This window comes from Actibacterium sp. XHP0104 (genome assembly GCF_025751515.1).
In the GTDB taxonomy this organism is placed as follows: Bacteria; Pseudomonadota; Alphaproteobacteria; order Rhodobacterales; family Rhodobacteraceae; genus Actibacterium_D.
In genome coordinates this window covers 255314-280444 of the sequence record NZ_JAOWLE010000004.1, presented here as the reverse complement: position 1 = coordinate 280444, position 25131 = coordinate 255314, and the positions used below count along the sequence as shown (strand labels likewise).

Genomic DNA, 25131 nt, shown 5'->3' with positions numbered 1-25131 from the left:
TACAACACAAAGAGGCCCCACAGTGCATTGGGTTATCGCCCACCGGCCCCGGAATCCATCATCCCGATGGAACACAGGACGATCATGCACTAACAATCAAACTGGACCAGTCAGATGAGGCTGCTCAGCACGCTTCGCAGTAGAGGCGCCCGTGCTTCTTTAAGAACTGCTTCTTCTTACTCTTGGCAATCTTTGTATCGCGCTCACGGTAACGGTGAAACCTGGTAACCAACGCCCCTTCAGCCGCCTCAGCCACCTCTGGTTCCCCAGCGTCTGCTGTACCTGCCCAAGGTGTGTTACCAAATTTCAATGACTTCAAAACTTCACGGATGGACCGCGCGGCGTCGGCCAGTTCTTCAGAGGAAAGGTCCCAAACTTCTTGTTCGACGGCGCGTGGCTTACGGCCTAGACCCTTGCCAACATACTCCGGGTCGTACTTTTTCAGATCCATAAGCTTCATGTAGACACCGTTTGGATTGCGAAAGGTCTCGTCGCCACGCAGTCCGAGGCTTGAGGCGAGAGATCTGATCTCGTCCGCTAAGTCGATAAGTCTTCCATCCGTTTTTCCTGGAATTTGAGGAGAAAATTTCTTGTAGAACTCTGTCGCGAGGATCAGTTCATCTCGCGTCCACAGTGGATTTCTATTCTTCCCTTCGTGACCGGCCTCAAGTCCAATAAAGCGGTAGACGGAATCTCCGACCGTTTCCAAGAAAGACGGATAGAGATCTTTGGCTCTCTGTGTGTTGTTGTGGCTGAAGTCACTTGGAAGAATGGAATTCGGGTTTCGTTCCGGGAACATTTTTCGATAGCGCTCATCGAACGGTGCCCGTGTGAAATGACCTTCAAATGACCGCGACACGTCATAGTGCTCTCGCTGAACCAGGCTCAGTTCGTCAACGGCCCAAACACGCTTGGTAGAAGCTTCCCTTTCGAAGATCTGAAATCCCAATCTTTTCAAGACCCCAGCCGCCGCATCCTTGCCACCTGAAAATGCCGAGTTCGCTAGCGGCCCTATTTCCGGCAACGCGTAGCCGTGGGCCGCACCCACAATCGCCTTGGAGTCTAAGTCCTCGCCATCAATCCGAAGTAGGTCGCGAGTAGATTTCCCGAACCCGTACTTCTCAAGAAACGCAGTCTGCCAAATGGCGCGGTATTCTTCGACCGCCTTGAGCACGGAGGCTTTGGTTACATCTGAAAGTGCCATGTGTTCACGCTTGCAGAGGGCGCCGAATTGTTCAACCAACTGTTGTGAAGGAATGGCACTACTTCCATATTTCAAAGACTGGCCTCCAACTCTATCTGAACGGGATCGCCCAGAGGTCGGCTTTGACTGAGACCCGTCGATGGGGTGGGGTCACCCTGGGACTTGTATTGGTCAATGGGTTGGGCGCAGCGGGCCAAATGTAAGGAGCAGACGCGCCTTGGAGCGTTTGGAGTAGAAGCGATTATGCAAAACGAGTTCTTAAACCTCGGCCCGCAGACAGCAAGAGCAACCATCCTGTTTGCCCACGGCGCCGGTGCGCCGATGGACTCTCCTGCCATGACAGCAATCGCGGGTGCATTGGCTGAACAGGGTCTCAGAGTTGTCCGGTTTGAGTTTTCCTACATGGCTGCTCGCCGAACTGAAGGCAGCCGGAAACCCCCACCACGCGCTGAAAAACTGATCTCGGAGTACCAAGACACAATCGAGGCGCTCGATGTCGATGGCCCGCTGATCATAGGTGGGAAGTCTATGGGTGGGCGCGTTGCCAGTATGGTTGCGGATGAGCTGTTTAAGGCGGATAGTATCGCCGGGTTACTCTGCGTGGGCTACCCATTTCACCCGATTGGGAAGCCTGAGATACTTCGCACTGACCACCTGCACCACCTACGGACCCCAACACTGATTTGTCAGGGAACACGCGACCAGTTTGGCTCGGAGAATGAAGTCAGCGAGTATGAGCTGTCATCGGCGATCCAGTTGCGTTGGTTTGAAGACGGCGATCACGATCTAAAGCCGCGCAAGCGCGTCTCAGGCCATACGCATGCGGATCACATCACGACTATGGGCGCGGCGGTTTCAACGTGGGTCGAGGGTCTTGTTGGCTAAAGAGCACGAAGCGCACCGGGTTTGCCTTGTTTGCAGGGTTTGGTTGGGCCGCCCACAACGTGCAACCAGCATTTAACATAAGGGCACTTTCGCGAGTCCGTCGTTATTGTGCCAACGCAGTATGACGTTCATGTTCGCTTAGGAGGTTCGAACCATGCAACTATATCGGGTACCCGAGGAAGACCAAGCCTGGCTCGCCTACCGTCCTGAGACTGCAATGGGCTTACATGTCTTGGCTGCCGAGCACGATACCTATGACGATTGGGTTATCATCATTGGAGGCCAAGTCGCAATTTTCGCTCGGGAGTTGTTGCCACACGACGGTGAGCACGAGCCAATCCACTACCTTGAGGAACCTTGGTTTCGCCAAGACGCGCGCGGTCTTGAAACAGACCGACAGGAGTTGTTCGAAGAGTGGTTTGGGACCCTTGGAATACTCGAACGGTCGTTACAGAACGATCGAATTGTGCCTTCGATTGAATTCAAACTGTTCCCAATTGGTCCTTTTCCAAATCCGCCCCAGCCGGGCCAATGGACATATGGGCATCTCCCATTCATCGGCTTGACCGGGACCAACGAGGTCTACTACCGCTGGGAGCCGTGGCCAGCGAGCAAACGGATCAACCAGGCTACCGGAATGGTCGCGCCTGGAACCTTCACGGCTCCGTTGTCGGAAATTCCCTTCATGCCCACGGGGTTCTCTGCCGTTGCAAGATTGGCGCTTCCTGGGCTCCTCCCTGCTTGCTTCCGATGGGAGTTGAAGCCGCCGCCAAACACTCCAACCCGCTGTGGAGCAAGTGTCCCCTTATATGGGCAGTCAGGAGGGGGCGTTGAAGTCGCGTTCCAAGGCGGATTCCAGAACGTCGGACCAATAGCGAACCCGGTCGTGCTGCCCGCATTATAATATTTTCAGGGGTGTGCTGGCTTCGATTCGTTTTTCCTGTTTTTGAAATCTGAGCGGCCCAAATGGAGGAATTAATACTTGGCCAATTTCACATCATGGAAAGCATATGCGGAGTTTGAACGCGAAGTATGTCGAAACCGAAGGTTTGTTCGAACTGCTCAAGCCAACCAATTTTTAGAAGCGGTTCGTGAAAGCATTGGATCAAGGCTTTCCCGCATTTCGAAAGATCGCGGCTTCTGGCGTGCTCAAGTTGGGCACGATTGGCGATATGTCGAGGAGGTAGACGCTGAAATTCCCTCGGCTTTCCCACCTCAAAAGGATGAAACCACTTCAAGATAGAGCAATGGAGGGGCGAGCTAACCCAAAGGGAGTTCCAATGCTGTATCTATGCAGCAATAAGAACGCGGCAATGAGCGAAGTTCGACCTTGGATTGGTTCGATGATATCGCTCGGTCGCTTCGTCACAACTAGGGAATTGAGGCTAGTCGATTGCAGCCGCTTTTCTGCTGTGCGTGCCGATGTTCTGTTTGAAAAACCCTCGATCGACAAGTGGCCGGAACTTGTTTGGTCGGATATTGATCGTGCCTTCACGAAACCGGTGACGCGAAGCGACGACACGGGCGAGTATGTTGCAACTCAAATACTAGTAGAGCTCTTCCGAGACGAGGGCTTCGATGGAATTTCGTATCAAAGTGCTTTTGGCGAAAGGTCGACGAATGTTGCGCTATTTGATTTGGATGCAGCAGAGTTGATATCGTGTCAGCTTTTTGAAGCAACGAGTATCAATATGAACTTTCAAGACCGAGAGAACCCATACTGGGTGAGGAAGTCCAAGAGGCGAAAAAGATAAACGCGAAACTGAAAACTGCGTCAAGCTTCTGCTCAAATCCATCAGCATCGCCAGAGAGAGCTCAAAGTGTTTACATAAACTCAAAAACGGCATGATGCCGGTGACGTGCAATCGTTTAACATAGTGGACCTTATCCGCAGACGGCAGTTAGCTATTTTCGAGAATATGTTCTAACCACGCCTGCTTTGCGCTTCCCTCAAGCCCTGGGAATAGCCGCTCATAAGTAATATCCATACTAAACAGTTGCTCCAGTGCCGGTTTGATTACAGCTCGGCCAACCTTCACCTTTGTAATAATCGGCACTCCTAGGTTCTTTGAAACTAAAAAGTCATCTATTGATGAAAAATCACCTTTGAGAAATGTAAAGCAACCTCGTTGGCTTCTGAGTCGCTCATTCTTTGCAGGTTGATAATCAACTATAGAAAGCTCTGATTTAGACGATACATTCTTTCGCATTGCCTCCACATCAAGGATATACAGAGCCGGTCGGCTTCCCGCTTCAAGCGCTCCAGCGCATGCGAAAAACATGGACACATAGGGACTGTAACTCCAATCAAGAATTCGCGTAGGCATTCCATAGTGTTGTGCTAAGCCAGCGAGCTCATCGCCGTTTGGGGGCTGAATACCACCAAACTCTAGCCGGTTGCGCAAGGCTTCTAACGCTTTGTCGAATGCTCTTTCTCTTTCAACGAGTGTTCCTACCTGTGAGCGATCAAAGGAGGTTTCAAGCTTCCATCCAGCATCTCTTTGGCCTCGGAAGAGGAAATGCTTACCAAAACTGCCTGTTCCGCATGTATCGCAGATTTTCTTGTAGAAGCCGTTCCAAGTGTTCATGTTCGTTTCAGTAATCATCAGCTCTCACCATGAAAACGATAACCGACAGGCACACCCTTGGATGGGGTTAGCCCGCAGGCGTCAACCAGACCAGGACAGAAAACATACATCTCGGGATCGCGTGGGAGAACAGCCTCTCGATTGAGTCGACCAAAGAAGAAGAACTCATCGCGAACCTCTCCCCTCCTTTCATATCGAGCACCCAGAAGACCTTGCGCCCACAAAACATTCTCGATCTTTCCCAACACGTGCTGTGGGTTCATCTCTCGATAGTCATTGTTTTGGCCTTCGAATTTATCTATGGCGGCGCTCAGTTCTGCGGCAGAGAATTCGTCTGTACCAATGCCTTGAATAAAGCCAACAATCGGCCTGACAAACCCATCGGTTAAGGATTGCATAGGCGCACCAGAAAATTGCTCAAACGCCTCGGGAGACAGAATATTCTTCGACCTAACGTACTCACGAAAGTTTGCCTCATTTTCCACAAGAAGCGCTATTTCATCATCATAAATGCAGGATACAAGATAGGCAGAAGCTATTTTAATGACGCGATTTGCCAATTCTTTGGAATATTGGTTTACAATATCTCTAAACAAATCAGCATCCATTGTTTGCTCTGCATCGATGCTCTCGAAGATTTTATTTCCCATTGCAACAATTGTGCGCGGTGAACAGTTCGTATGCCGAACCATGTAACGGTCAATGTCTTCTACAAAGTCTTTTTCTATGTTTTCAATTTTCTCAAATCCTAGGAGTTGCCCAAGGGGTGTTTTAGATTGGGGAGCCAACCTACAACTTGGATACTCACGCAGGCCAGCTTCGGCCTTTTTTTGAGTGAACTTTTCTGTAGCCACAGGTGTCCATGGAAGTTCAACAACCTGTGGGTTGTCCTTGTACCGATCGCCGTGTTCGCTCGCGTAGATTATTGTGCTATATACGATATCACGGATAGTCGTCATTACATGGATCTTTTTCTTGTTTCCAGATGCCCGGGCAAACTTAAAACAAACATAAAAGAGAGCCTTAGTGATATCGACAATAAGTGAAGGTGCTCTACGCAGCTCCTCATCCAGGGCGTCAAGGTAGACACAAACAATTGGCGAGTCTCGTAGAGCTCGATCCACTGTATTAGTAAAGTTACTGCGATCTGGTGACCTGTAGAAATCGAGGAATTCCGTGTATTCCTCAAAATCGGAGATTATGGCTTGTACCACGGTGTAGACATTGGTTGGCGTGGTGAAACCTAACAACGGGCGCCTGTCTTGCTCAATGTATCTGATAGCCTCGGCAAGGCGGTCTCCAGAGAAACGCATTTTGAACTGTTCATAATAGAGCAAATGTGTCGCGATGGACGTGTATATCGCGTATTCCCAAATTTTCTGCCAAATGTTTGTTCTCGAACTAACAGGCATCTGTGCTGAAAACTTTAGGATCCCATCCAGATCTGGTGGGTCGTTGTCGTAGGGCAGGACGAACCTATCTGCCTCACCGTAGGAGGCATCCACATATTTTCGCTGGGTGAAGGATTTACCGGACCCCTTGCGCCCAACGAGTACCCTTGGTTCCAAGGAGTCAAAGTCGAACTGGATTACCTTCTTTATCTCTACATAGTTGGAGAGGTCTTCCGTGGTGCCATCCGGGACACCGATGTAGTTCTTCACCATGCACGAATCCTGTTCTTCTGCCTCAACCTAAACCTATCGAGATTTCGATGGCTTTCCAGTGCCTTCGATTGTTGTCCGAGAATCTTAGCCACCCATAAGCTTCATGTCGATTACCCCGGGTCACGGACCAGAGATAAAGTTAATACAAGCCTCCAGCGCCAATATGCGAGATGCGAGCATCCAGCCAAGAGGTTCAATATGTTCATTGGGCTGGTGAGGATGACGGTATCATTCAACTTCGGTGTGATACCTAGTAGGGGATTAGTAGGGAATGTTCGTCAAAAGTTCGCCAAGGCTATCCAACACCATCAAAGGCCAACCTCACGAATAGTGAAATAATCATAATGGGTTAGATGGCATTGGCTGACTACATCCGGTCAGATCCAACTCATGGACGGCAAAATTCGTAATGATGGGGTCGGGGGTTCGAGTCCCTTCAGCGGCACCACTTCTCAAGCAAACAAATCAATATCTTAGAGGCTGGTTTCCTTTGTCAGGATGATCTTGCCACAAGTACTGAACCCTCTCAAATAGTGTGAACGTTCACAGCAACTGTGAATGATTCCCATCAATTCGAATGGCTTCGTTTCACTCAGCTCTCGCGCAAGCGCGAGGACGTTCTCTACCAGCTGAGCTACGCAGCAAATTTTCTCAGATAAAATGCAGCAAACTTTATTGTGCAACCACACCCGGCCGCATCAAGCACTCAACATGCGTGCGCCCGTTCCAGAAGCCATACTAGAGAAAGCCCAAATCTGTGGCCCAGAAACAGGGGGCTAGGCATCGGCTCAGAACCTTCCGTATTCCACGCCAATTAGTCAGAAGGATGTGTACAATACCTTTCGAGCGCACTCACAGCGTCTTCAAGGCCTCGGATATTTGCGATCTCATTCTCTGGTAACGAGTATAGTATAGTGGTCTGATTAACGAGCTCGTCTAACGCCGATGGCGTCAATCCGCTGGGCATGGCCGGTGCGTAGTTCAGGCCAAAGGTTCCGACGATTTGCCAACCAAGCTCTAGAGATAAGTCAGGCAAAGTGCTATCCGGCAGGATATATATGAATGCTGCGTACTGAGATTTTTGATCAAAGGCACTCCACCGATACGTAAGTGAGGCCAATCCTTGCCTGAACTCTTGGAAGTCGGCGCGGTCCAGTTCCTTCCAATTTCCCCGTTCCATCATAGAAATGACTTGCTCATTCAGGACATATATAATGACATTTCCAATCTCGGAGTCGTGCTCTCGCGTCTCAAGGATTGATGGTGAGAGTTCATTATCAAACTGAAGCCTATCGACCAACTCTCGCACCTCATCCTTTAGTAGGGGGGCGATATCAGGAAGATAATCAATATTTGCAAAGTCAATAATCGGCGGCGCATCCGCCCTCCAAATCGGAGGTGCTAATGGGCACGTTGTATAACTGTTTTCAAGAGCACAGTTTTCGCGAGTCTGGCTTAGAGCATACCAGAATGAAGCCGCAGTATCCTCCAGCGAGCCGCTGGTGCAAAAAGATGGCAGGCTGTTCCCAAGTGCCGCCATGGGCGAAAAAAGGAATATACTCGCCCCAAGTGCACGTACCAAAACTCTCAACACGTTCAGAAAACTCAACTTAAGCAAACTTCGCATGCCGGGAACTATTCCATGGATTGTGTTTCGCTCGCAAGTGAAAGCTTCGCTCCCGACCATTTCACTTAACTCCAGATTCCTTACGTGCAGGACAGGGCGAGACGCCCCGCATCCGGTCGGATTGCGGGCCTGAGCACGACGCGTGGCGCTTTGGCAGCTGTGCCAGACAGCTCATCGCGAGGTATATCCGGATCACCGCCCCTGCGGTGCAGGCGTTCCGTCTCCGTCGGGTGTATCGAGCGTTGACCAGGTGCCATCTCGTGGCGGTGACGGGGGTGTTTTGCACGCACGGCTGTGGATGCAGACCTTGGCGATGAAATTCGCGGAAACCGGGGCCGTCACGAACAGGAACGCCATGATCAGCAGCTCGTGCATGGATGGGTCGCCTTTGGCAATGGAGGCCAGGATCGAGGCAAGAAGCAGCATGCCGATGCCCAGCGTTCCGACCTTGGTCGGCGCATGCAGGCGGGTCATCGGGTCATTGAACTTCAAAAGACCGACAGAGCCGATCACGATGAAGATCGAGCCGATCAGGAGAGACAACGCCGCCGCGACGGTTGCAACAGATGTAAGCGTCATTCGATGATGTCTCCCCTCAGAATAAACCGGGCCAGTGCAACGGTCGACACAAAGCCCAGCATTGCGACCAGAAGGGCGACCTCGAAATAGACGGTGACACCTTGGTGAATGCCCAGAACCACGACAAGGCTCAGGGCGTTGATCACCATGGTATCAAGCGCAAGGATGCGGTCGCCCGTCGTTGGGCCGATGACCAGCCGAATCATGCACAGAACCTGGCCAACGGCTGGTGCGATCAGGGCGACGATCAGGGCGATATCGAAAAGTTCTGCGGCCGTGGTCATGAGAAAATCTCCAGTAGCCGGCGCTCGTAGCGTGTCTTGATGTCATCGCGAATAGCATCTGGATCGTCGGTATGCAGGACATGAACCAACAGGCTGTGGCCTTCGTCCGAGAGATCGGCGGAGACCGTGCCGGGTGTCAGCGTGATGGTGCCGGCCAGAACCGTGATGGCCTCGGGCTGTTTCAGCTCAAGCGGCACGACGATCCAGGCGGGCTTGAGCCGGGCGTTGGGCACGGTCAGCACGACCCAGGCGACCTGCACGTTGGCCACCAGGATGTCCCACAGCACGATCAGGCTGTAGACGCTCATCTTGCCCAACCGAAATCCCTTGGGCCTGTCTGGCCACCAGATCGCGGTCATTCGCGGGATGATGATGCCCAGGATAAGGCCGAAAACGACCATTCCCGCACTGACCTGATTTTGCAGCATGACCCAGACAACGGTGAGGATCAGCGTCAGGAACGGGTGCGGAAGAAGCCAGTGGTAAGCACGCATCATGTCAGTGTGCCTCCTTGGGATCACTCAGCTTGCCCGGCGTTTCCAGCACCAGCGACATATAGGTGTCGTGGGCGAAAAGCTCGGTAGCGACGGTGGTGGTATAGGCGTGCACCTTTTCCGCAAAGACCGTATGCGCGATCAGCATCGCGAACAGCCCGCCGATGGCAACATATGCCAGCGTCGCCGGGCGCGCGGTCTCGGCGTCCGGTTCCATCGGCCCCAGGCCATGCGCCTTCCAGAATACGACGCTGCCCGCACGGGCAAAGCCGATAACGCTGATCAGGCTGGATGACAGCACGATCGCCCAGACCCAGACGACCAGATCGGCACCATAGGAGGCATCCAGAACCAGCAGCTTGCCCAGGAACCCCGACAGGGGCGGCAGGCCCGCCATGGCAATCGCGCCGACAAAGAACATACCCGCTGTCATATGGGTTCCTCTCATCGGGGGCTGTGCGGTCAGGTCAAGGTTTCCGCGGCCGGTGCGAACAAGGTCGGAAATCAGGAACAGGATCGCCCCCGCCAATGTCGAGTGGATAATATAGTACAGCGCCGCCGCGATGCCGACCGGGCTGAACAGCGAAATGGCCACCATGACCATGCCCATCGAGCCGATGATCGAAAAGGCGATCAGGCGGTCCAGCTTGCGGGCGGCAAGCACGCCGATCATCCCGATGGCCAGAGACACCAGCGCCGCCGGCAAGAGCCACAGATCGTGCAGACCCATCGTCGCCTCGAGATTGGGCGGGAAGATCATCGTGTAGACCCGGATGATCGCGTAGGCGCCGACCTTTGTCATGATCGCGAACAGGGCCGCGACCGGCGCGGGCGCCTCGGCATAGCTGGAGGGCAGCCAGAAATGCAGCGGCACAATCGCGGCCTTGATCGCAAAGACCAGCAGCAGCAGAACCGCGGCAATACGGATGCCGACCGTTTCCTCGGCACCAATAAGGGCCACGCGCTGCGCCAGGTCCGCCATGTTCAGCGTCCCCGTCTCGGCATAGATCGAGCCCAGCGCGAACAGGAACAGGGTCGAGCCGATCAGATTGAACAGCACGTATTGCACGCCGGCCTTCAGGCGCGCGTTGCCGCCGGCATGGATCATCAAGCCGTATGAGGCGATGAGCAGGACCTCGAAGAACACGAAGAGGTTGAAGAGGTCGCCGGTGAGGAACGCGCCGAGGATGCCCATGAGCTGAAACTGGAACAGCGCGTGGAAATGCCGTCCGCGGCTGTCCCATCCCGACCCGATTGCGTAGAGCAGCACGAACAGCGCCAGAACCGAGGTCAGCAACACCATCAGCGTGGACAGCCGGTCGGCGACCAGCACGATGCCAAAGGGCGCGGCCCAGTTGCTAAGCCGGTAATACAGCACGGACCCGTCTGACACCGCCCAGACAAGGCCCAGCGCCAGGGCAATCAGCGCCACGACACCGGCCACCGAGAACACGCGCTGGATTCCGATATGGTGGCGCGCCGCAAGCACGATAAAGGGTGCAAGAAAGGCGGGCAGAACGATGGGCAGGATGATCCAATGGGTCATGACCGCTCCTCCGATCCGGTGGCTTCGGGCTGGTCATCCACATGATCGTCGTCTGACCCAAGATAGGCGCCGAGGCTGATCATCACGACCACCGCGGTCATGCCGAACGAAATCACGATGGCGGTCAGCACCAGCGCCTGGGGCACCGGGTCGGTATAGGTCGTCACGCCGTCTTGCAGGATGGGCGGGGCCCCGATGGTCAGCCGCCCCGATGCAAAGAGGAAGATGTTCACGGCATAGGTCAACAGCGACATGCCGAGGATAACGGGGAATGTCCGCAGCCGCAGAACGAGATAGATCCCCGCGGTGGTCAATACGCCGATGGCAGAGGCGACGAGCAGTTCCATGTCAGACGCCCTCTTTCATCTTGGCCGTATCGGGATCATCGCGCGACGGGTCGATATCCATCGGGTATTCGCTTTCTGGTGTGTCGGCGCGCCGCGCAAGCCGCGAGAAGCTTTCCAGCGACAGCATCACGGCCCCGACAACGGCCAGGAAGACCCCAAGATCGAACAGCGCGGCCGTGGCCAGCTCGAACTTGTGGAAGGGCGGTATGCGCACATAGGTGAAATCCGAGGTCAGGAACGGCTTGGCGACGAACCAGGATCCGATCCCGGTAAAGCCCGCCACCAGAACGCCCGCGCCGATGACACCGTGATAGGGGTATCTCAGGCGCGCAGAAGTCCAGGTGAAACCGCTGGCCATATATTGCATCACGACCGCGATCGACACGATCAGGCCTGCGATAAAGCCGCCGCCGGGTTCGTTATGGCCGCGCATGAAGATGTAAAACCCGACCAGCAGAACCACCGGCATGATGACGCGGGTCAGAACCACCATCATCATCGGGTGCATGTCACCGGAACGCGGCTGATCGGGAACGCGATTTAACAGGCGCCGGCGCACCGGCCCGTTCAGCAATGTCTCGGTCAGCGCAAAGATCAGCAGCGCGGCAATACCCAGCACGATGATCTCGCCATAAGTGTCGAAACCCCGGAAATCCACCAGGATGACGTTGACGACATTGGTGCCGCCGCCGCCCTTGTAAGAGTTCGCAAGGTGGAACTCGGAGATCGGCGTCGTGACCGCCTCGCGCAGCATGTAGTGATAGGCCAGCCCAAAGGTCGCCAGGCCACCGGCAACCGCGACCACCCCGTCACGGATCCGGCGCGGAACGGTGCTTTCGACCGGCGTGCGGTTGGGTAGGAAATTCAGGGCCAGCAGCAACAGGATGATCGTCACCACCTCGACCGTGAACTGCGTCATCGCAAGGTCGGGCGCGCTGAGATAGACAAACCCGATCGACACCATCAGCCCGACAATGCCGATCAGGATCAGCGACAGAAGGCGGTGCCGGTGCATCGCGACAAGGCCGACAGTGGCCGCGACCAGCATGGCCCAGCCGGCAATCGGCACAGGCCCGGCCACCTGCAGCTCGCGCACCGGCGCGGCGACGGTTCCGGTTGCCCAGGCATGATACCCGGCGGCAATCATCGCAATCACGCCAATCATCGCGTAGCGGGTGAACGATCCGTTGTGCAGCGGATGGATCAGCGCCTGCGCCATCCGTGCCGCGCCCTCGACGATAGCCTCGAAGATCACTTTGGCCTCGGGCCGGGGCGTGGTCTCCCACAGCTTTTGCAGCGGCGCATGGGTCCGCACCAGCACAAGGCCGCCAACGACCGCGATGATCGACATGTAAAGGGCCGGCACCAGCCCGTGCCAGATCTTGATGTATTTGGTCTTTAGCTCTGCCGCATCGCCGATGACGGACTTGGCAACCATGAAGACGAAATCCTGCACCAGGAACGGGGCAACCCCGATCACCACCACCAGCACCACCAAAATCGCGGGCGGCATCCACATGCCTGCGCCCGGATCATGGGGTTTGTGAGGATAGTCATCCCGCACGGGGCCAAGGAAGGTGTGCCCGATAAAGCGAAAGCAATAGGCCGCCGAGAAAAGCGACCCCAGGGTCGCCATCACCGGCACCAGCCAGTGGCTGCCGAACAGCACCGTGTGGTGGGCCTCTTCCAGCATCATTTCCTTGGACAGGAACCCGTTCAGCAACGGAATGCCCGCCATGGACAGCGCGGCCAGAGAGGCAATCGCAAAGGTGATCGGCATCAACCTGCGCAACCCGCCAAGGCGGCGGATATCGCGGGTATGCGCCTCGTGATCGACGATGCCGGCGGACATGAACAGCGCCGCCTTGAATGTCGCATGATTGAGGATGTGAAACACCGCAGCCAGCGCGCCAAACGCGGTGCCCGTTCCCAATAGCATGGTGATCAGGCCCAGGTGGCTGACGGTCGAAAACGCCAACAGCGCCTTGAGGTCATGCTTGAACAGCGCGATCACCGCGCCCAGCACCATCGTGACCAGACCCGCAGAGGTGACGATCACAAACCATTCCGGCGTGCCCGACAAAACCGGCCACATCCGCGCCATCAGGAAGATGCCCGCCTTTACCATGGTCGCGGAATGCAGATAGGCCGAAACGGGTGTTGGCGCCGCCATGGCGTGGGGCAGCCAGAAGTGGAACGGAAACTGCGCCGATTTGGTGAAACAGCCCAGCAGGATGAGAACCAGCGCCGGAACATAAAGCGGATCGGCCTGGATGGCCTCGCGGTTCTGCAAGATCACGCTAAGGTCGTAACTGCCGACGATCTGGCCCAGGATCAGCATGCCACCGACCATCGCAAGCCCGCCCATGCCGGTCACGGCCAGTGCCATGCGCGCGCCCTGCCGGCCCTCGGGCAGGTGCTTCCAGTATCCGATCAGCAGGAAGGACGACAGCGAGGTCAGCTCCCAAAAGACCAGCAGCAACAACACGTTGTCGCTAAGCACGATCCCGACCATCGCCCCCTGGAACAGCAGCAGATAGGTAAAGAACTCGCCCATATTGTCATTACGGCTAAGATAGTGTCGGCCGTAGGTGATGATCAAAAGCCCGATCCCCAGGATCAGAAGGGCGAAAAAGAACCCCAGCCCGTCCAGCATCAGGGTGAAATTCAGGCCAAGCAGCGGCATCCAGTCGACGCGTGCGGTGACCACCTCGCCAGCCATGACGGCGGGCAGGTTTGTCAAAAGCCCGACAAAGGCCATCAGCGACACCGTGAAGGTCACGCCCGCACAGGCAGAGCGACCGGCCGAATTCATCATGCCCGGCAGCAATGCGCCAAAGAAAGGGAGAGCGACGACGAGAAATAGTGACACGGCCCGTTCCTAATTATTCAGTGCGAAGGGCCTTTGCACGAGCGCCCCACTATCAAGGAGACGACACCAGCCGCCCGATACCGTGACCTTCTCGACACAACGCGGCTCGGTCGTGCAGCTTGCAGTCCCGGCTTGCGGGTCCGGTTCACCCCCAAAAAGCACACTGGTCTTCGGGCCATTCTTCGTCAATTGCGTTTCCATGTCTTATCTTAGCGCCAGACTTGGCCATGAACACCCGGATTGTTCTATTGGGGCTGCAACCAACCATCAGCCCGGCCATTTTTCAAGCAGATCCTACAAGGACAGGCCGAGATCGACGCCGGAAAACCACCTGCCGCACTCGGTTTGTTCGAAGATTGGGCGTTTCAAAAGCGGATCTCGAACACCGCGCCGCCCGCATTGGGGATGACGTGCAGCCGTGCGCCGTAGATTTCCAGCAGGGCCGCGACGATTGCCAGCCCCATCCCGGTGCCGCCTTGCGCGCGGCGAGTGGTAAAGAACGGGTCGGTCAGCCTGGCCGCGTCTTGCTCTGATATGCCGTCGCCGTCATCCCAGATCCGCAGCACGCGGTTCTGGTAGCGCAGGTGCAGATTTTGCGCGCCATGGGCAAGCGCGTTCTGGGCCATATGCAGCAGGATGATCTCGCCATGCGCATTCGACAGCGGCACGCGGGTGTCGCCAGGCTGGGCGATGTGAATGCCAAGGCCGTCGATGTCGGGCAGCATCATCGCTAGGTCGCCCGGCCCGGTCTGGGGCTGCTGGCGCAGCTGCGTCATCTCGCGCAGCCGGGTCAGCAGCGTGTTCATCCGCCCGCTTTCGCTGCGGATATTGTCCAGCAGCATGGCGCGGTTCTCGGGGCTGATCTGATCGCTTTGCAGCAGCTCGGCGGCGCCCGAAATCGACGTGACCGGCGATTTCAGCTCGTGGGTGACATGATCGGTATAGGTGGCGATTTCCTGCGATCGCTGGTCCAGCGTGTCGGCCATCGACAACATGCTTTCGCCTAGGTCGGCCAGCTCGCGCACGCCGTAATGGCGCAGGGGCTCGGATCGGGGCTTGTCGCCCGCGGCAATCGCGCGGGCCTCGTTGCGCAAGCCGTGTATGGGGCGCGACATCAGGCGCAGCAGCAGATAGCCCAGCAGCAGCGCCCCCGACAGGGTAAACACCCCCATGATCAGCAAGGCGTCGCGTTCGCGAAAGATGAATTTGGGCAGGTTCAGCGGCGTGCGCGACAGCAGAACGACGCCGATCACCCGATCCTGTGACAAGACCGGATAGGCCACAAAGACGCGATAACCGGTGTCGCGGCTGATCGAGGCCAGCGGGTGGCGGTCATAGTCGGTGTCACGCGTGCGCAGCGACACGCCCACATCGCCCGCAAGCGCGGTCTGCACCTCCGTCGCTGGCGTGAAATAACGCAATCCGCCATCTGCGGCCCCGACGCCCTGATGATCCAGAAAGATGACACCGGCCAGCGTCGCGCGCCCGGCGGCCTTGGACAGGTCTCCCAGTCCGGGCACCACCTGGTCATGCCGAGCATCGGCACGGGCCTCGACCGGGTCGCCATTGGGCAGAGGGGGCAGCACCGGGTGATGACGAACATCGATCTTTGTCGACATCGGGTGCAGCGGCGCGTTCCAGAATTCCAGCAGCTTCTGGTCGGGCACCGGGCCGATCGCGGGGCCGCCCAAGGCCTCGAACCGGGTGCGATAGATCTCGGCATAGATGGCGCCCTGTTTCATCAGCGCCTGTTCGGTTTCACGGACGAACTGGTTCGAGGTCAGCTGAACGGTCAGCATCGCCGCCAGCGGAATCGACACAAGCGCCACGCAGACCAGCGCCACCACCAGCGCCATCGGCGGGCGCCATTTCCGGGTGATGCGGCTTACAGGCTGCATGGGCCAAGCTTTATGCCGACGCCATGAACGGTGACGATGATGTCGTCACAGCCCACCTGCCCCGCCTTGGCACGGATGTTGCGCACATGGCTGTCGATCGTGCGGCCCGACATGGTCGAGTTGGCGCCGTAAATGGCCTGTATCAGCTGATTGCGGTCGTGCACGTGATCGGGCCGGGCCAGCAGGCAGGCCAGCAGCTGAAACTCGGTCGCGGTCAGATCAAGCGTCTGGTCGGAGATGCGGCACAGATGCCCGGCCGCATCCAGCGTCAGGCGACCGTGGTGCTGATGCCGGCCGGTCGCGCGGCTGCGCGACAGGATGGCCTTGATCCGCAGCACCAGCTCGCGCGGGCTAAAGGGTTTGGGCACAAAGTCATCCGCCCCCAGCTGAAAGCCCAGCACCCTGTCGATCTCGTCATCGCGGGCGGTCAGGAACAGCACCGGCACATCCGATTTCGACCGGATCGCCTTGCAGCAATCGAACCCGTCCATCCTGGGCATCCCGATATCCAGCACCACCAGGTCGATCTTTTCGCGGGCGATATGGGTCAGGGCGATCTCGCCGTTCGACGCCTCGGTTGTGCGCATCCCGGCCGCGTCCAGCGCGATGCGGATGATGTCTCGAATCTTTGGGTCGTCATCGACGATCAGAACATGCGTAGCCATGGGAGATGTCTTGCAAGGGTCGGCGCCCATGTCCAGCCTGACATGCGGGTCGGGCATCGGATCACCCCGCCCCCGCGCGGCGGCGACGCAGCCCCAGCACCGTCATCGCCGCGATCATGATCATGCCCAGAATGGCCTCGGGCTCGGGCGAGGACGACCCCGCGAAACCCTGCGGATAGGCCTTGGCAGTCACACCCGACACCATGGGCAGAGGCACCGATGCCGGCATGGCCGCCTGCCCGGTGGTGTTCACCACCTTTTGCGATACCGCCACGAATGACGTGTTGCGTGTTTGCAGCGAGAATTCGAGCCCCAGCCGGGTGATCTCGGCATCGGCAGCATCGGGCCGGTCGCGAACGGCGATGCGGCGTTCCAGCATCGCGATCTTGTTGCGCGCCCAGATCAGCGGCAGCGCCGCCTCGCCCGGCTGATCGGACAGAACCAGCCTGACCGGCATTTCGGCCAGCCGACCCTGAACCAGCCCTTTCAGCACCACCTGCCCATCGGCCACACCGGCATAGCGCGCATGCACCCGCAGGCTGTTGCCGGCAAAGAGGTCAGGCAGGCGCGCGGGCGTCACATCCGAGACCTTCAGCCCGCCCCAGTCGATTTCGATATCGGTCAGCAGAGGGGTTTTCAGATTCGCGGCCATGGTCTCGGCCACCTCCATCGCGTCTTCGTCCAGCCCGACATAGCGGGCATAGCCGCGGCCCTCTTCGGCCATGGCATCCAGCAGATACCGGTTGACCGAACTGCCGATGCCAAAGGCATAGATGCGCGCCTGGCCGCTCTGTTCGCGAATGGTGCGCAGCACCTGGTCTTCGGCGCCGATATAGCCGTCAGACAGAAAGACGACGATGCGCATCGTGCCCTCGGGGCTGTGCGTGGCAAAGGCGGTGCGCATGGCGTTGTCGATCTCGGTGCCGCCACCGGTCGACAGGCGCGCGACGAACCTGCGCCCGGCCCGGATATTCGCGGGCGTCGCCTGGCTGGGCCCCTCGGCGAAATGCCGGGCGGTGTTCGAAAACGGGATGATGCGGAAATAATCGCCTTCGCGCAGCCCGCCCAGCGCGGCATCCATGAACCGCTTGCTGGCCGCCATGGGTTCGCCCGACATCGAGCCCGAAGTATCCAGCACAAAGATCAGCTCGCGCGGGGTGACGGTGGTTTCGTCGGGCATGGCGGGCGGCTCGATCATCAGCGACAGGAAACCGCCGCGGTCATCGTGATGGGTCAGGGTCGCGGCCTGCAAGGTGTCGCCGCCCAGCATGTAGCGCAAGACCAGATCCTTGTTGTCCATCACCTTGCCCTCCGCGAAACGCGCGGTCAGGCCGGTGTCGCCATGGGTCACGTCAAGCGGGTGGGTCGGGCTGGCGAACTGCGACAGCTGGACCCCGGAAACCATGTTCAGATCCAGCGACACCCGATCCGACAGGATGGTTTCGGGCAGGTCCAGCCCGGCCACGACCGGATAGGCCGGCAGCGGGCTGATCGACCAGGTTCCCTCAGGTGCGGGCGGCAGGGTTTCGGGCGCCTCGGCCAGCGCGGGCGACTGCGGGCTTTCATAGCGCGGCCCAACGATCAGCGGCACGACCAGTTCGTATTGCCCATCGATCTTGGGCACCATCTGCACGTATTTCAGCGTCACCTCAACCGGCAGACCGGGCATCAGGTTCGCGATCTTCTGGGTGAACATGTTCGGGCGGTGCTGGGTCAGCAGGGCGGCGGCCTTGCCCTCGGCGGCGGCCTGTTTGAATTCGGCCTGGGCGGTTTCCTTTTCGCGGATCACCGCCTGCACGATTTCATCCCCGACCCGCATGGTCATGCCGAACACCGCCGCGTTCTGGTTCAGCGGAAACAGGTATTCGGCCTCAAGCGGCATATGCGACGGGTTTGAAAATATCTGGCGCAGCTCGACCGTGGCCATGTCGCCCTGGATGTTGACCCGGTAGGCGCTGTCCAGCAGCGGCAGCTCGACCGCGGCGCCCCCCACCCGCGCCACGACCCGCCCCGCGACATCGTCGCGGCCGGGCTGGGCCAGGGCGGCAAAGGGAATGGCCAGAACCATGGCAAAGGCCAGAAGGGTCACCGCCGCGCGGTTGAGGCGCGGAAAGCGGCGACCCGTCAGGTGCGGCGCGCGACGTTTGGCGGGAATGGACATAGTAAACTCCTTCTGACGGTCGGTACTCAAAGATCGAGGGCGGCAAGGGCCGCGTTTTCAAAGGCGCGACGTTCGGCCTCGGGCATGGTTTTGGGGGTGATGCGCTGCACCGATTGCCACACGCGCGACGATCCGTTCAGCCAGCTCCAGACGGCCTCGCCGACACCGGCGGTTTGCGCCCCGTCCTGCGAGACAAAGCTGACCGCGACGGTCCAGACCTGGCCGTCGGGCGAGGTGGCCTCGTAAACCGAAGTGGGCAGCGGATCGAACCGCGTGCCAAGGAACTGGACGCGATATCCCATGCCCAGCAGGCAGGTCGCGGGCGAATGCAGATGGCGCAGGGGCGAGGTTGTGCGAACGATGTTCAAACCCATCGGGCCGAACTGAGCCTTTTGCGCGGTGCCGCCGTAGCTGGCGAAATACAGCTGCTCGGTCGGGCTAAGCGGCACCTCTTGCGCCGGGTTGCCAAGCAGTTGGCCGGGCAGGCGGATCTCGGTCATGGGATCAGACAGATCCAGCGGCGTGCGCGGGGCGTTGATCACAGCAACCGCCATCGCCACCGCCAGCAATGTCACCGGCAGATGCAGCACGCGGGGCAACGTGACCGCCGGTAACAGACCGCGGCGCGGCGTGGCGGGTTGAGGGCGATAGAACAGCACCACCGGCAGCGCGACCAGCGCCAGCGATACCAGCCCGATCGCCGAATGCAGGGTGGGCTGCATCGTGTCGATGCCATGCCCCAACCCGGCGGCCAGCAGGGTGATCCGCACGCCGTTGCCGATCACCGTGGCCAGCCCGACCACAAGGCCGGCCAGCGTCGCATAGACCAGGCCCGGGCGGAACAGCACGTTGAGAAAGGCCCAGAGGCTGACCATCAGCAACAGGCCCGACGCGCCCGAACAGGGCAGATCGACCAGAACGTCAACGCCGCCAAGCCGCAGCCGCACCCCTTCGCAGACCAGATCGGAAAAGACCGGCGACAGCATCGCGCAGGCCACCTCGGCCGACATCATCTGAAGCGGAAACCCCGCGACGCGCTCGAGGATCGGCGCCAGCGGCAGGCAGAACAGAAAGAACACCGACAACCAGAACGGCGACAGCACCAGCCGACGCTGATCAAGCCGCAAGAGCGTGGCCAGCGCAAAGACGTCGATCGCCAGGGCAAGCGCGCTGAGGATGTTGATCGCCAGCATCTGCCCCGCCAGCCGGGTCATCGCCGCAAACAGGAATAGAACAAAAACGCGCCCTCGCGTGTCGGGGCCCCTGGGGGATGAGCTGCAAACCGACGCGATTGCCAGCCCGGCGATCACCGCCCCATACCAGCCTCCATCGGATTGGTATGAGGGGTCGCGCCAGCTGGTGATCAGCCACCGCACGGGTTCGATGGCCAACAGGGCCGATGCAGTCGAAAGGCCAATCCACAGCAAGATGTCGCGTTTTTGTTCCATGCCGCGGTTTTACGCAGGCAGTTGTGCAGATCGGCCCGTCAAGATGTGCAGGAAATGTGCAGGGCGTGCCGCCGCCCGCCGGGGCTAGGCGCGGGCCGCCTTGCGGAACGCGGCCGGGCGCATCCCGACCTCTTTCTGAAACACGCGCGAGAACGACGATTCAGAGGAATAGCCCGTCTTTTCGGCCACATCGGCGACGCTGAGCTTGTGCCCAGCCAGGCCTTCGCGGGCGATCTGCATGCGCCACGAGGTGATGTATTGCATCGGCGTCATGCCCATCTTTTCGCTGAACAGCTGCGCGAACACCGTGCGCGACAGGGCGGCCTCGCGGGCGAGATCCTGAATGCTCCAGGGTTGCGCCGGCGCCTGGTGAAAGGCGGTCAGGGCGCGGCTGATATGCGGATCGGCAAAGGCGGCCAGCGGGTGATGGGCATCGACCTGGCGTTCGAGATAGGTGCGGATGGCCTGGGCAAAGATCGCCTCGGACAGCTTGAGCGCGATAAGGTCGCCGCCAAGGCGCGCGCCGCCGGCCTCTGACCCGATCATCCGCAGGCTGGTCTCAAGCCAGGGCCCGGCGTTTTCGCCATAGTTCCGGATATGAATCAGCGGCGGCAGTCGGTCCAGCAGCACATGGCGCGAGAACGGCGCGAAAGAGAAATGCCCGCAGATCAGTTGCACCTCGCGGTCATTGGCATCGCCGCCGTAAACCAGAACGCCACGCCCGTCATAGCCCGATTTTTCCAGCACCTTTTCCAGCGGAAAAACCTGATCGGGCGGGGTCGCCTTGCAGTAGAGGTCATGCATCGCCCCATGCGGGATCAGGATCAGATCACCCTGTTCCAGGCTGATCGTCTCCATCCCCGGATGCACGCGCACCTGACAGTCGCCGCGATGGGCGTAATGGAAACGCGCCACGTTTTCATAGTGCGGAACCTTGATCCCCCAGGGCTCGGACAGCGAGGTCCGAAAGTACAGCGTTCCGCGAACGGACAGGCGTGTAAGGATATCGCTAAGCAGGTCAAGCATAGGGGTATTCTGCCCGTATCCTGTCCTTGCGTCCAGTGTTGCGGACGATCTGACATGTTTTGCGAACGTCCGGTCATTCAAAACCGGCCGGCATTTTGGCCATCTGTCAGGGTATCAACCAATGTAAGGATCACTTTGATGAAGTATCTTCTTTCGGCCATCGCCCTTGGGCTTAGCGTGACCGCCGTCCAGGCCCAGGACGGCATGAACGACCTTGAGATCGCGCATACCGCCTATACCGCTGGCCAGATCGACATTCGCTATGCGCATCTTGCGCTGGCCATGTCCGACACCCCCGCCGTGCGCGAGTTTGCCGCCCTGATGCTGCGCGACCATATGGCCGTGAACGACGCCGCCGGCGCGCTGATCACCGAGCTGAACGTCACGCCGCAGGATAACGACCTGTCGCAGGCCCTGCTGAGCGGCGCCGCGCAGAAACGGGCCGAGCTGTCGGCGCTGTCGGGCAAGGCGTTCGACTGTGCCTATGCCGCGAACGAGCTGGGCTATCACCAGATCGTCAACTCCACGGTCAAGGACAGCTTTATTCCCGCCGTCACCGTGGCGCCGCTGAAGGGCCTGCTGGAAGAGGCGCTGGTGACCTTTCAACAGCACGAGGGCCATGCCGAGATGATGCTGGCCGGGCTGCAATGCGGCAACTGACCCACCTGACCCGCCGCCGGTTTGGCGCCCTTCTGGGTGCCATCCTGGCCGGGCCGGCGCTTGGCGGGAATAGCGTTCAGATCGAGATCAGGCGGTTCAAGTTCGACCCGCCCGAAATGACTGTGCCGAAGGGAACGACCATTACCTGGATCAACCGCGATGCCGCGCCGCACACGGCCACCGACAGCGGCGGCACATGGGATACCGGAGAGCTGCGCCGGGACGACGAGGCGGCGATCACCTTCGATCAGGCGGGCAGCTTTGACTATGTCTGCGCCTATCACCCGAACATGAGGGCCCGGATCACCGTCACCGACTGATCAGGCCTGTTCGGCTATCGCATATGACCCGTCGGCCTAGCGCACCTTGGTGCCCGTGGCCGGCGGGTTGAACACATGGGCGCTTCTTTCCTCGTGGCGCAAAGCCTGGGCCCGATCGACGCCGCAAGGCTGTGCAGGGCCTGCATCCGCAGGCAGGCCAAAGAAAAATTGGTGTAACATTTATATGTGATATAGCTACCGGGTGCGTATGCTGACAGCATTGTGCCTGTAAAACAGGCGTGCGCGCCAGTTCGCGCCTTGATAGATGATTTCGCCGCGCAAGAAGGGCAGGAAAATGAAGAATGAACTGAGTGAACAGATCGAAAAGCTCTTCAAGCAATCCATGGAAAACCACCCGGTCTTTGCGAATATGGAGCAGGGCAAGATGAAGGATCTGTCGAAGGATTTCCTGAAATCTTTCGAAACCCTTTATGGCAACGACAAGAACCCGTTTGCCGCCTGGACCCAGACCTGGCTGGAATACCAGAAAGACCTGGCCCGCGTGTGGCTGAATGCCGCATCCGAGCCGTCGCGCGATCATCGCTTCAAGGCCGATGAATGGAATGAGGGTATTTTCCCGCTGCTGCGCCAGTCGTATGAGCTGACCACCAAGGCGATGGTCGATATCGCAGATTCCGCCGGCCTGCCCGCTCATCAGCAGGATCAGCTCAGCTTTTACGCCCGTGTCGCGGCCGATGGCCTGGCGCCATCGAACTATGCGCTGACCAACCCCGAGGTTCTCAAGCTGGCGCGCGAAACCAAGGGTCAAAGCCTGATCGACGGGTTCAAGAACCTGCTTGCCGACCTGGAAAAGGGCTATATCACCACCACCGACGAGAATGCGTTCGAGGTGGGCAAGAACCTGGCCACCAGCCCCGGCGCGGTGATCTATCGCAACGAGCTGATCGAAGTCATTCAATACGAACCGATGACCGCCAAGGTGCGCAGCAATCCGATCCTGATCGTGCCGCCCTGCGTGAACAAGTTCTACATTTTCGACCTGAACGAAAAGAAATCCATGATCCGCTACATGCTGGAGCAGGGTCACAGCGTCTATACCATCGCCTGGCGCAACCCCGACCGCGAGCTGGGCGAATATGGCTGGGACGAATATATCGAAAAGGGCATCTTCGAGGCGATCAAGGTCACCTCGGACGTGTCGAAATCGGATAGTGTCGACATTCTGGGCTGGTGCAACGGCGGCTCGATGCTGGTCGCCGCGCTGGCCGTGCTGACCGACGAGCTGCGGGCCAAGCTGGGCAGCGCGACCTTCCTGTCGTCGATGATCGACTTTTCCAACCCCGGCCAGCTGGGCGTGTTCATGGACGAAAGCCAGAACAACGCCTATCGCCTGCGTCTGAAATCGGAAAACGTGGCCCCGGGCCGCGACATCGCCAATGCCATGGCGATGCTGCACGTCAATGAATCGATCTGGAACTTTGTCGTGTCGAACTATCTGCTGGGCAAGGCTCCGCCGCCGTTCGACGTGCTGTACTGGAACTCGGACACCTCGAACCTGCCGGCCAAGTGGTACAAGACCTTTGTCGAAGACATGTACATGGCCGACAAGCTGAAACAGCCCGGCGCGCTGACCTTCGCGGGCAAGCCGGTTGATACGCGCAATATCAACCTGCCCTGCTATTTCCTGGCGGCTGACGGCGATCATATCGTGCCGTGGCAGTCGTCGCTGACCGCCACCTCGCTGGTCGGCGGCCCGTGCGAGTTCGTTCTGACCACCGGCGGCCATGTCTCGGGCACGGTGATCAACCACCCGGTGCGCAACCGCAAGCAATTCTGGACCGAGGGCAAAACCGCCGATAACGCCGACACCTGGCTGGAAACCGCCACTGTCTCCGAAGGCAGCTGGTGGCCGCATTGGCTGGGCTGGCTGGAAAAGGTCAATCCGGGCACCGAAAAGGCCAAGCCGCGCTCGCTGGGCAACCGGACCTACAAACCGACCGATCCGGCGCCTGGCACCTATGTGCTGGAAAAGGTCTAGCGCATGCTGAATACCGCACAGACCACCCTTTCCGACGGCACCGGCCCCGACGACACGCTTGATCGGTCGATGCTGCACACGACCGAAATTGACGGTGCCAGCATCCGCTATTTCGTGCGGCCCGGCGATGCCGACCAGCCGCCGCTGTTGCTGTGCAACGGGCTGGGCCAGTCGATCGAGATCCTGGCTCCGCTGATCCGCGAGCTGCCCGGCCGCACGATCATCGCCTTCGACATTCCGGGCGTCGGCCGGTCCGAGATGCTGCCGCATGTGCGCAGCATCCAGCAATATGCCGCCTTTATCCGCCAGTTGCTGGCGCATATCGGCATCGGCCAGTTCGACGTGCTGGGCATTTCCTGGGGCGGCTCGGTGTCGCAACAGCTGGCCCATGACGAACCGGATCGCGTGCGCAAACTGGTGCTGGCGATCACCTCGGCCGGCGGTATCGGCAGCTGGTGGGGCACGCCCATTGCGCTGTCGGAAATCCTGTTCCCGATGCGCTATATGAACAAGGCCTATGGCAATTTCATCGGCCCGTGGATGTATGGCGGCGAGGCGATCCTGAAACCGGGCATTTTCCGCGAATATTCCAAACACGCCATCGCGCCTTCGGCAGAGGGCTATTTCTCGCAGGTCAACGCGATGTGCAGCTGGACCAGCCTGCCCTGGCTACGCCGGCTCAAGCAACAGACCCTGGTGATTGCCGGGCAGTATGACGGGCTGATTCCGATTACCAATCAGCTGCTGCTGGCGCATAAGATCCCGAATGCGCAGCTGCATGTGTACCATGCCGGGCATCTGCTGATGTATACGCAGCGGAAACAGGTCGGCGCGCTGGTCAGCACCTTTCTGTCGTAATGCGAT

The 25131-nt window shown here is 58.8% G+C and carries 21 protein-coding genes; 6 read left to right on the top strand and 15 right to left on the bottom strand.

Going from position 1 to position 25131, the window contains the following annotated elements; genetic code table 11:
- Positions 1–124: 124 nt before the first annotated feature.
- Entirely contained in the window at positions 125–1279 is a 1155-nt protein-coding gene (locus tag OE856_RS08995; protein ID WP_263715746.1) for a hypothetical protein, read from the bottom strand.
- A 168-nt stretch (positions 1280–1447) separates the two neighbouring features.
- Here OE856_RS08995 and OE856_RS08990 point away from each other — a divergent pair, with 168 nt between their 5' ends.
- Positions 1448–2089, top strand: a complete 642-nt coding sequence (locus tag OE856_RS08990) for an alpha/beta fold hydrolase (protein ID WP_263715745.1) — start codon at positions 1448–1450, stop codon at positions 2087–2089.
- Positions 2090–3312: 1223 nt separating this feature from the next.
- Positions 3313–3843: an RES family NAD+ phosphorylase gene (locus OE856_RS08985; protein WP_263715744.1), complete on the top strand. Its 531-nt coding sequence runs from the start codon at positions 3313–3315 to the stop codon at positions 3841–3843.
- 147 nt (positions 3844–3990) lie between these two features.
- On the opposite strand, the gene OE856_RS08980 is transcribed toward OE856_RS08985, so the two are convergent.
- The 14 genes from OE856_RS08980 to OE856_RS08915 all read right to left on the bottom strand — a co-directional run bounded on the left by OE856_RS08980 (position 3991) and on the right by OE856_RS08915 (position 21288).
- Positions 3991–4695, bottom strand: a complete 705-nt coding sequence (locus OE856_RS08980) for an FRG domain-containing protein (protein ID WP_263715743.1) — start codon at positions 4693–4695, stop codon at positions 3991–3993.
- Entirely contained in the window at positions 4695–6341 is a 1647-nt protein-coding gene (locus tag OE856_RS08975; protein WP_263715741.1) for a P-loop ATPase, Sll1717 family, read from the bottom strand. The genes OE856_RS08980 and OE856_RS08975 overlap by 1 nt, the downstream gene beginning before the upstream one ends.
- Positions 6342–7155: 814 nt before the next feature.
- Positions 7156–7968 (bottom strand): hypothetical protein, encoded by an 813-nt coding sequence (locus tag OE856_RS08970; protein ID WP_263715740.1) that lies wholly within the window; start codon positions 7966–7968, stop codon positions 7156–7158.
- A 192-nt stretch (positions 7969–8160) separates the two neighbouring features.
- The gene (mnhG, locus tag OE856_RS08965; RefSeq protein WP_263715739.1) at positions 8161–8547 is read right to left on the bottom strand and encodes a monovalent cation/H(+) antiporter subunit G; all 387 of its coding nucleotides are present in this window, start codon (positions 8545–8547) and stop codon (positions 8161–8163) included.
- The gene (locus OE856_RS08960; RefSeq protein ID WP_263715738.1) at positions 8544–8831 is read right to left on the bottom strand and encodes a K+/H+ antiporter subunit F; all 288 of its coding nucleotides are present in this window, start codon (positions 8829–8831) and stop codon (positions 8544–8546) included. Before OE856_RS08960 ends, mnhG begins: the two co-directional genes overlap by 4 nt.
- Positions 8828–9328 (bottom strand): Na+/H+ antiporter subunit E, encoded by a 501-nt coding sequence (locus OE856_RS08955; protein WP_263715737.1) that lies wholly within the window; start codon positions 9326–9328, stop codon positions 8828–8830. Before OE856_RS08955 ends, OE856_RS08960 begins: the two co-directional genes overlap by 4 nt.
- 1 nt (position 9329) lies before the next feature.
- Positions 9330–10871 carry a monovalent cation/H+ antiporter subunit D gene (locus OE856_RS08950; RefSeq protein WP_263715736.1) on the bottom strand — a complete coding sequence of 514 codons (1542 nt, stop codon included), beginning with the start codon at positions 10869–10871 and terminating at the stop codon, positions 9330–9332.
- Positions 10868–11218: a Na+/H+ antiporter subunit C gene (locus OE856_RS08945; protein ID WP_263715735.1), complete on the bottom strand. Its 351-nt coding sequence runs from the start codon at positions 11216–11218 to the stop codon at positions 10868–10870. The genes OE856_RS08950 and OE856_RS08945 overlap by 4 nt, the downstream gene beginning before the upstream one ends.
- A gap of 1 nt (position 11219) precedes the next feature.
- Positions 11220–14090 (bottom strand): monovalent cation/H+ antiporter subunit A, encoded by a 2871-nt coding sequence (locus OE856_RS08940; protein ID WP_263715734.1) that lies wholly within the window; start codon positions 14088–14090, stop codon positions 11220–11222.
- A gap of 365 nt (positions 14091–14455) precedes the next feature.
- A complete protein-coding gene (locus OE856_RS08935) occupies positions 14456–15988 on the bottom strand; it encodes an ATP-binding protein (RefSeq protein WP_263715733.1) in 1533 nt (510 codons plus the stop codon).
- Complete coding sequence (locus tag OE856_RS08930) at positions 15976–16653, bottom strand: response regulator transcription factor (RefSeq protein WP_263715732.1); 678 nt, start codon at positions 16651–16653, stop codon at positions 15976–15978. Before OE856_RS08930 ends, OE856_RS08935 begins: the two co-directional genes overlap by 13 nt.
- Positions 16654–16714: 61 nt before the next feature.
- Complete coding sequence (locus tag OE856_RS08925; protein ID WP_263715731.1) at positions 16715–18814, bottom strand: VIT and vWA domain-containing protein; 2100 nt, start codon at positions 18812–18814, stop codon at positions 16715–16717.
- A gap of 26 nt (positions 18815–18840) precedes the next feature.
- Positions 18841–20262 (bottom strand): exosortase T, encoded by a 1422-nt coding sequence (gene xrtT / locus OE856_RS08920; protein ID WP_263715730.1) that lies wholly within the window; start codon positions 20260–20262, stop codon positions 18841–18843.
- 84 nt (positions 20263–20346) lie between these two features.
- Positions 20347–21288 carry an AraC family transcriptional regulator gene (locus OE856_RS08915; RefSeq protein WP_263715729.1) on the bottom strand — a complete coding sequence of 314 codons (942 nt, stop codon included), beginning with the start codon at positions 21286–21288 and terminating at the stop codon, positions 20347–20349.
- Positions 21289–21426: 138 nt separating this feature from the next.
- On the opposite strand from OE856_RS08915, the gene OE856_RS08910 reads away from it, so the two are divergent.
- The 4 genes from OE856_RS08910 (at position 21427) to OE856_RS08895 (ending at position 25125) form a co-directional block, all read left to right on the top strand.
- A complete protein-coding gene (locus OE856_RS08910) occupies positions 21427–21948 on the top strand; it encodes a DUF4142 domain-containing protein (RefSeq protein WP_263715728.1) in 522 nt (173 codons plus the stop codon).
- Positions 21936–22268, top strand: coding sequence for a cupredoxin family copper-binding protein (locus OE856_RS08905; RefSeq protein ID WP_263715727.1), 333 nt, complete (start codon positions 21936–21938; stop codon positions 22266–22268). Before OE856_RS08910 ends, OE856_RS08905 begins: the two co-directional genes overlap by 13 nt.
- Positions 22269–22563: 295 nt before the next feature.
- Positions 22564–24267 carry a PHA/PHB synthase family protein gene (locus OE856_RS08900; RefSeq protein WP_263715726.1) on the top strand — a complete coding sequence of 568 codons (1704 nt, stop codon included), beginning with the start codon at positions 22564–22566 and terminating at the stop codon, positions 24265–24267.
- Between the two features lie 3 nt (positions 24268–24270).
- Positions 24271–25125 carry an alpha/beta hydrolase gene (locus OE856_RS08895; RefSeq protein WP_263715725.1) on the top strand — a complete coding sequence of 285 codons (855 nt, stop codon included), beginning with the start codon at positions 24271–24273 and terminating at the stop codon, positions 25123–25125.
- The last annotated feature ends 6 nt before the right edge of the window (positions 25126–25131 follow it).

Bases quoted from the DNA above. Each gene is read 5' to 3' on its own strand.
- OE856_RS08970 (WP_263715740.1), bottom strand. From the start codon at position 7,968: ATGCGAAGTTTGCTTAAGTTGAGTTTTCTGAACGTGTTGAGAGTTTTG.
- OE856_RS08985 (WP_263715744.1), top strand. From the start codon at position 3,313: ATGAAACCACTTCAAGATAGAGCAATGGAGGGGCGAGCTAACCCAAAG.
- OE856_RS08975 (WP_263715741.1), bottom strand. From the start codon at position 6,341: ATGGTGAAGAACTACATCGGTGTCCCGGATGGCACCACGGAAGACCTC.
- OE856_RS08960 (WP_263715738.1), bottom strand. From the start codon at position 8,831: ATGACCACGGCCGCAGAACTTTTCGATATCGCCCTGATCGTCGCCCTG.
- OE856_RS08900 (WP_263715726.1), top strand. From the start codon at position 22,564: ATGAAGAATGAACTGAGTGAACAGATCGAAAAGCTCTTCAAGCAATCC.
- OE856_RS08950 (WP_263715736.1), bottom strand. From the start codon at position 10,871: ATGACCCATTGGATCATCCTGCCCATCGTTCTGCCCGCCTTTCTTGCA.
- OE856_RS08915 (WP_263715729.1), bottom strand. From the start codon at position 21,288: ATGCTTGACCTGCTTAGCGATATCCTTACACGCCTGTCCGTTCGCGGA.
- OE856_RS08910 (WP_263715728.1), top strand. From the start codon at position 21,427: ATGAAGTATCTTCTTTCGGCCATCGCCCTTGGGCTTAGCGTGACCGCC.
- mnhG (WP_263715739.1), bottom strand. From the start codon at position 8,547: ATGACGCTTACATCTGTTGCAACCGTCGCGGCGGCGTTGTCTCTCCTG.
- xrtT (WP_263715730.1), bottom strand. From the start codon at position 20,262: ATGGAACAAAAACGCGACATCTTGCTGTGGATTGGCCTTTCGACTGCA.
- OE856_RS08895 (WP_263715725.1), top strand. From the start codon at position 24,271: ATGCTGAATACCGCACAGACCACCCTTTCCGACGGCACCGGCCCCGAC.
- OE856_RS08990 (WP_263715745.1), top strand. From the start codon at position 1,448: ATGCAAAACGAGTTCTTAAACCTCGGCCCGCAGACAGCAAGAGCAACC.
- OE856_RS08905 (WP_263715727.1), top strand. From the start codon at position 21,936: ATGCGGCAACTGACCCACCTGACCCGCCGCCGGTTTGGCGCCCTTCTG.
- OE856_RS08935 (WP_263715733.1), bottom strand. From the start codon at position 15,988: ATGCAGCCTGTAAGCCGCATCACCCGGAAATGGCGCCCGCCGATGGCG.
- OE856_RS08930 (WP_263715732.1), bottom strand. From the start codon at position 16,653: ATGGCTACGCATGTTCTGATCGTCGATGACGACCCAAAGATTCGAGAC.
- OE856_RS08980 (WP_263715743.1), bottom strand. From the start codon at position 4,695: ATGATTACTGAAACGAACATGAACACTTGGAACGGCTTCTACAAGAAA.
- OE856_RS08955 (WP_263715737.1), bottom strand. From the start codon at position 9,328: ATGATGCGTGCTTACCACTGGCTTCTTCCGCACCCGTTCCTGACGCTG.
- OE856_RS08925 (WP_263715731.1), bottom strand. From the start codon at position 18,814: ATGTCCATTCCCGCCAAACGTCGCGCGCCGCACCTGACGGGTCGCCGC.
- OE856_RS08945 (WP_263715735.1), bottom strand. From the start codon at position 11,218: ATGGAACTGCTCGTCGCCTCTGCCATCGGCGTATTGACCACCGCGGGG.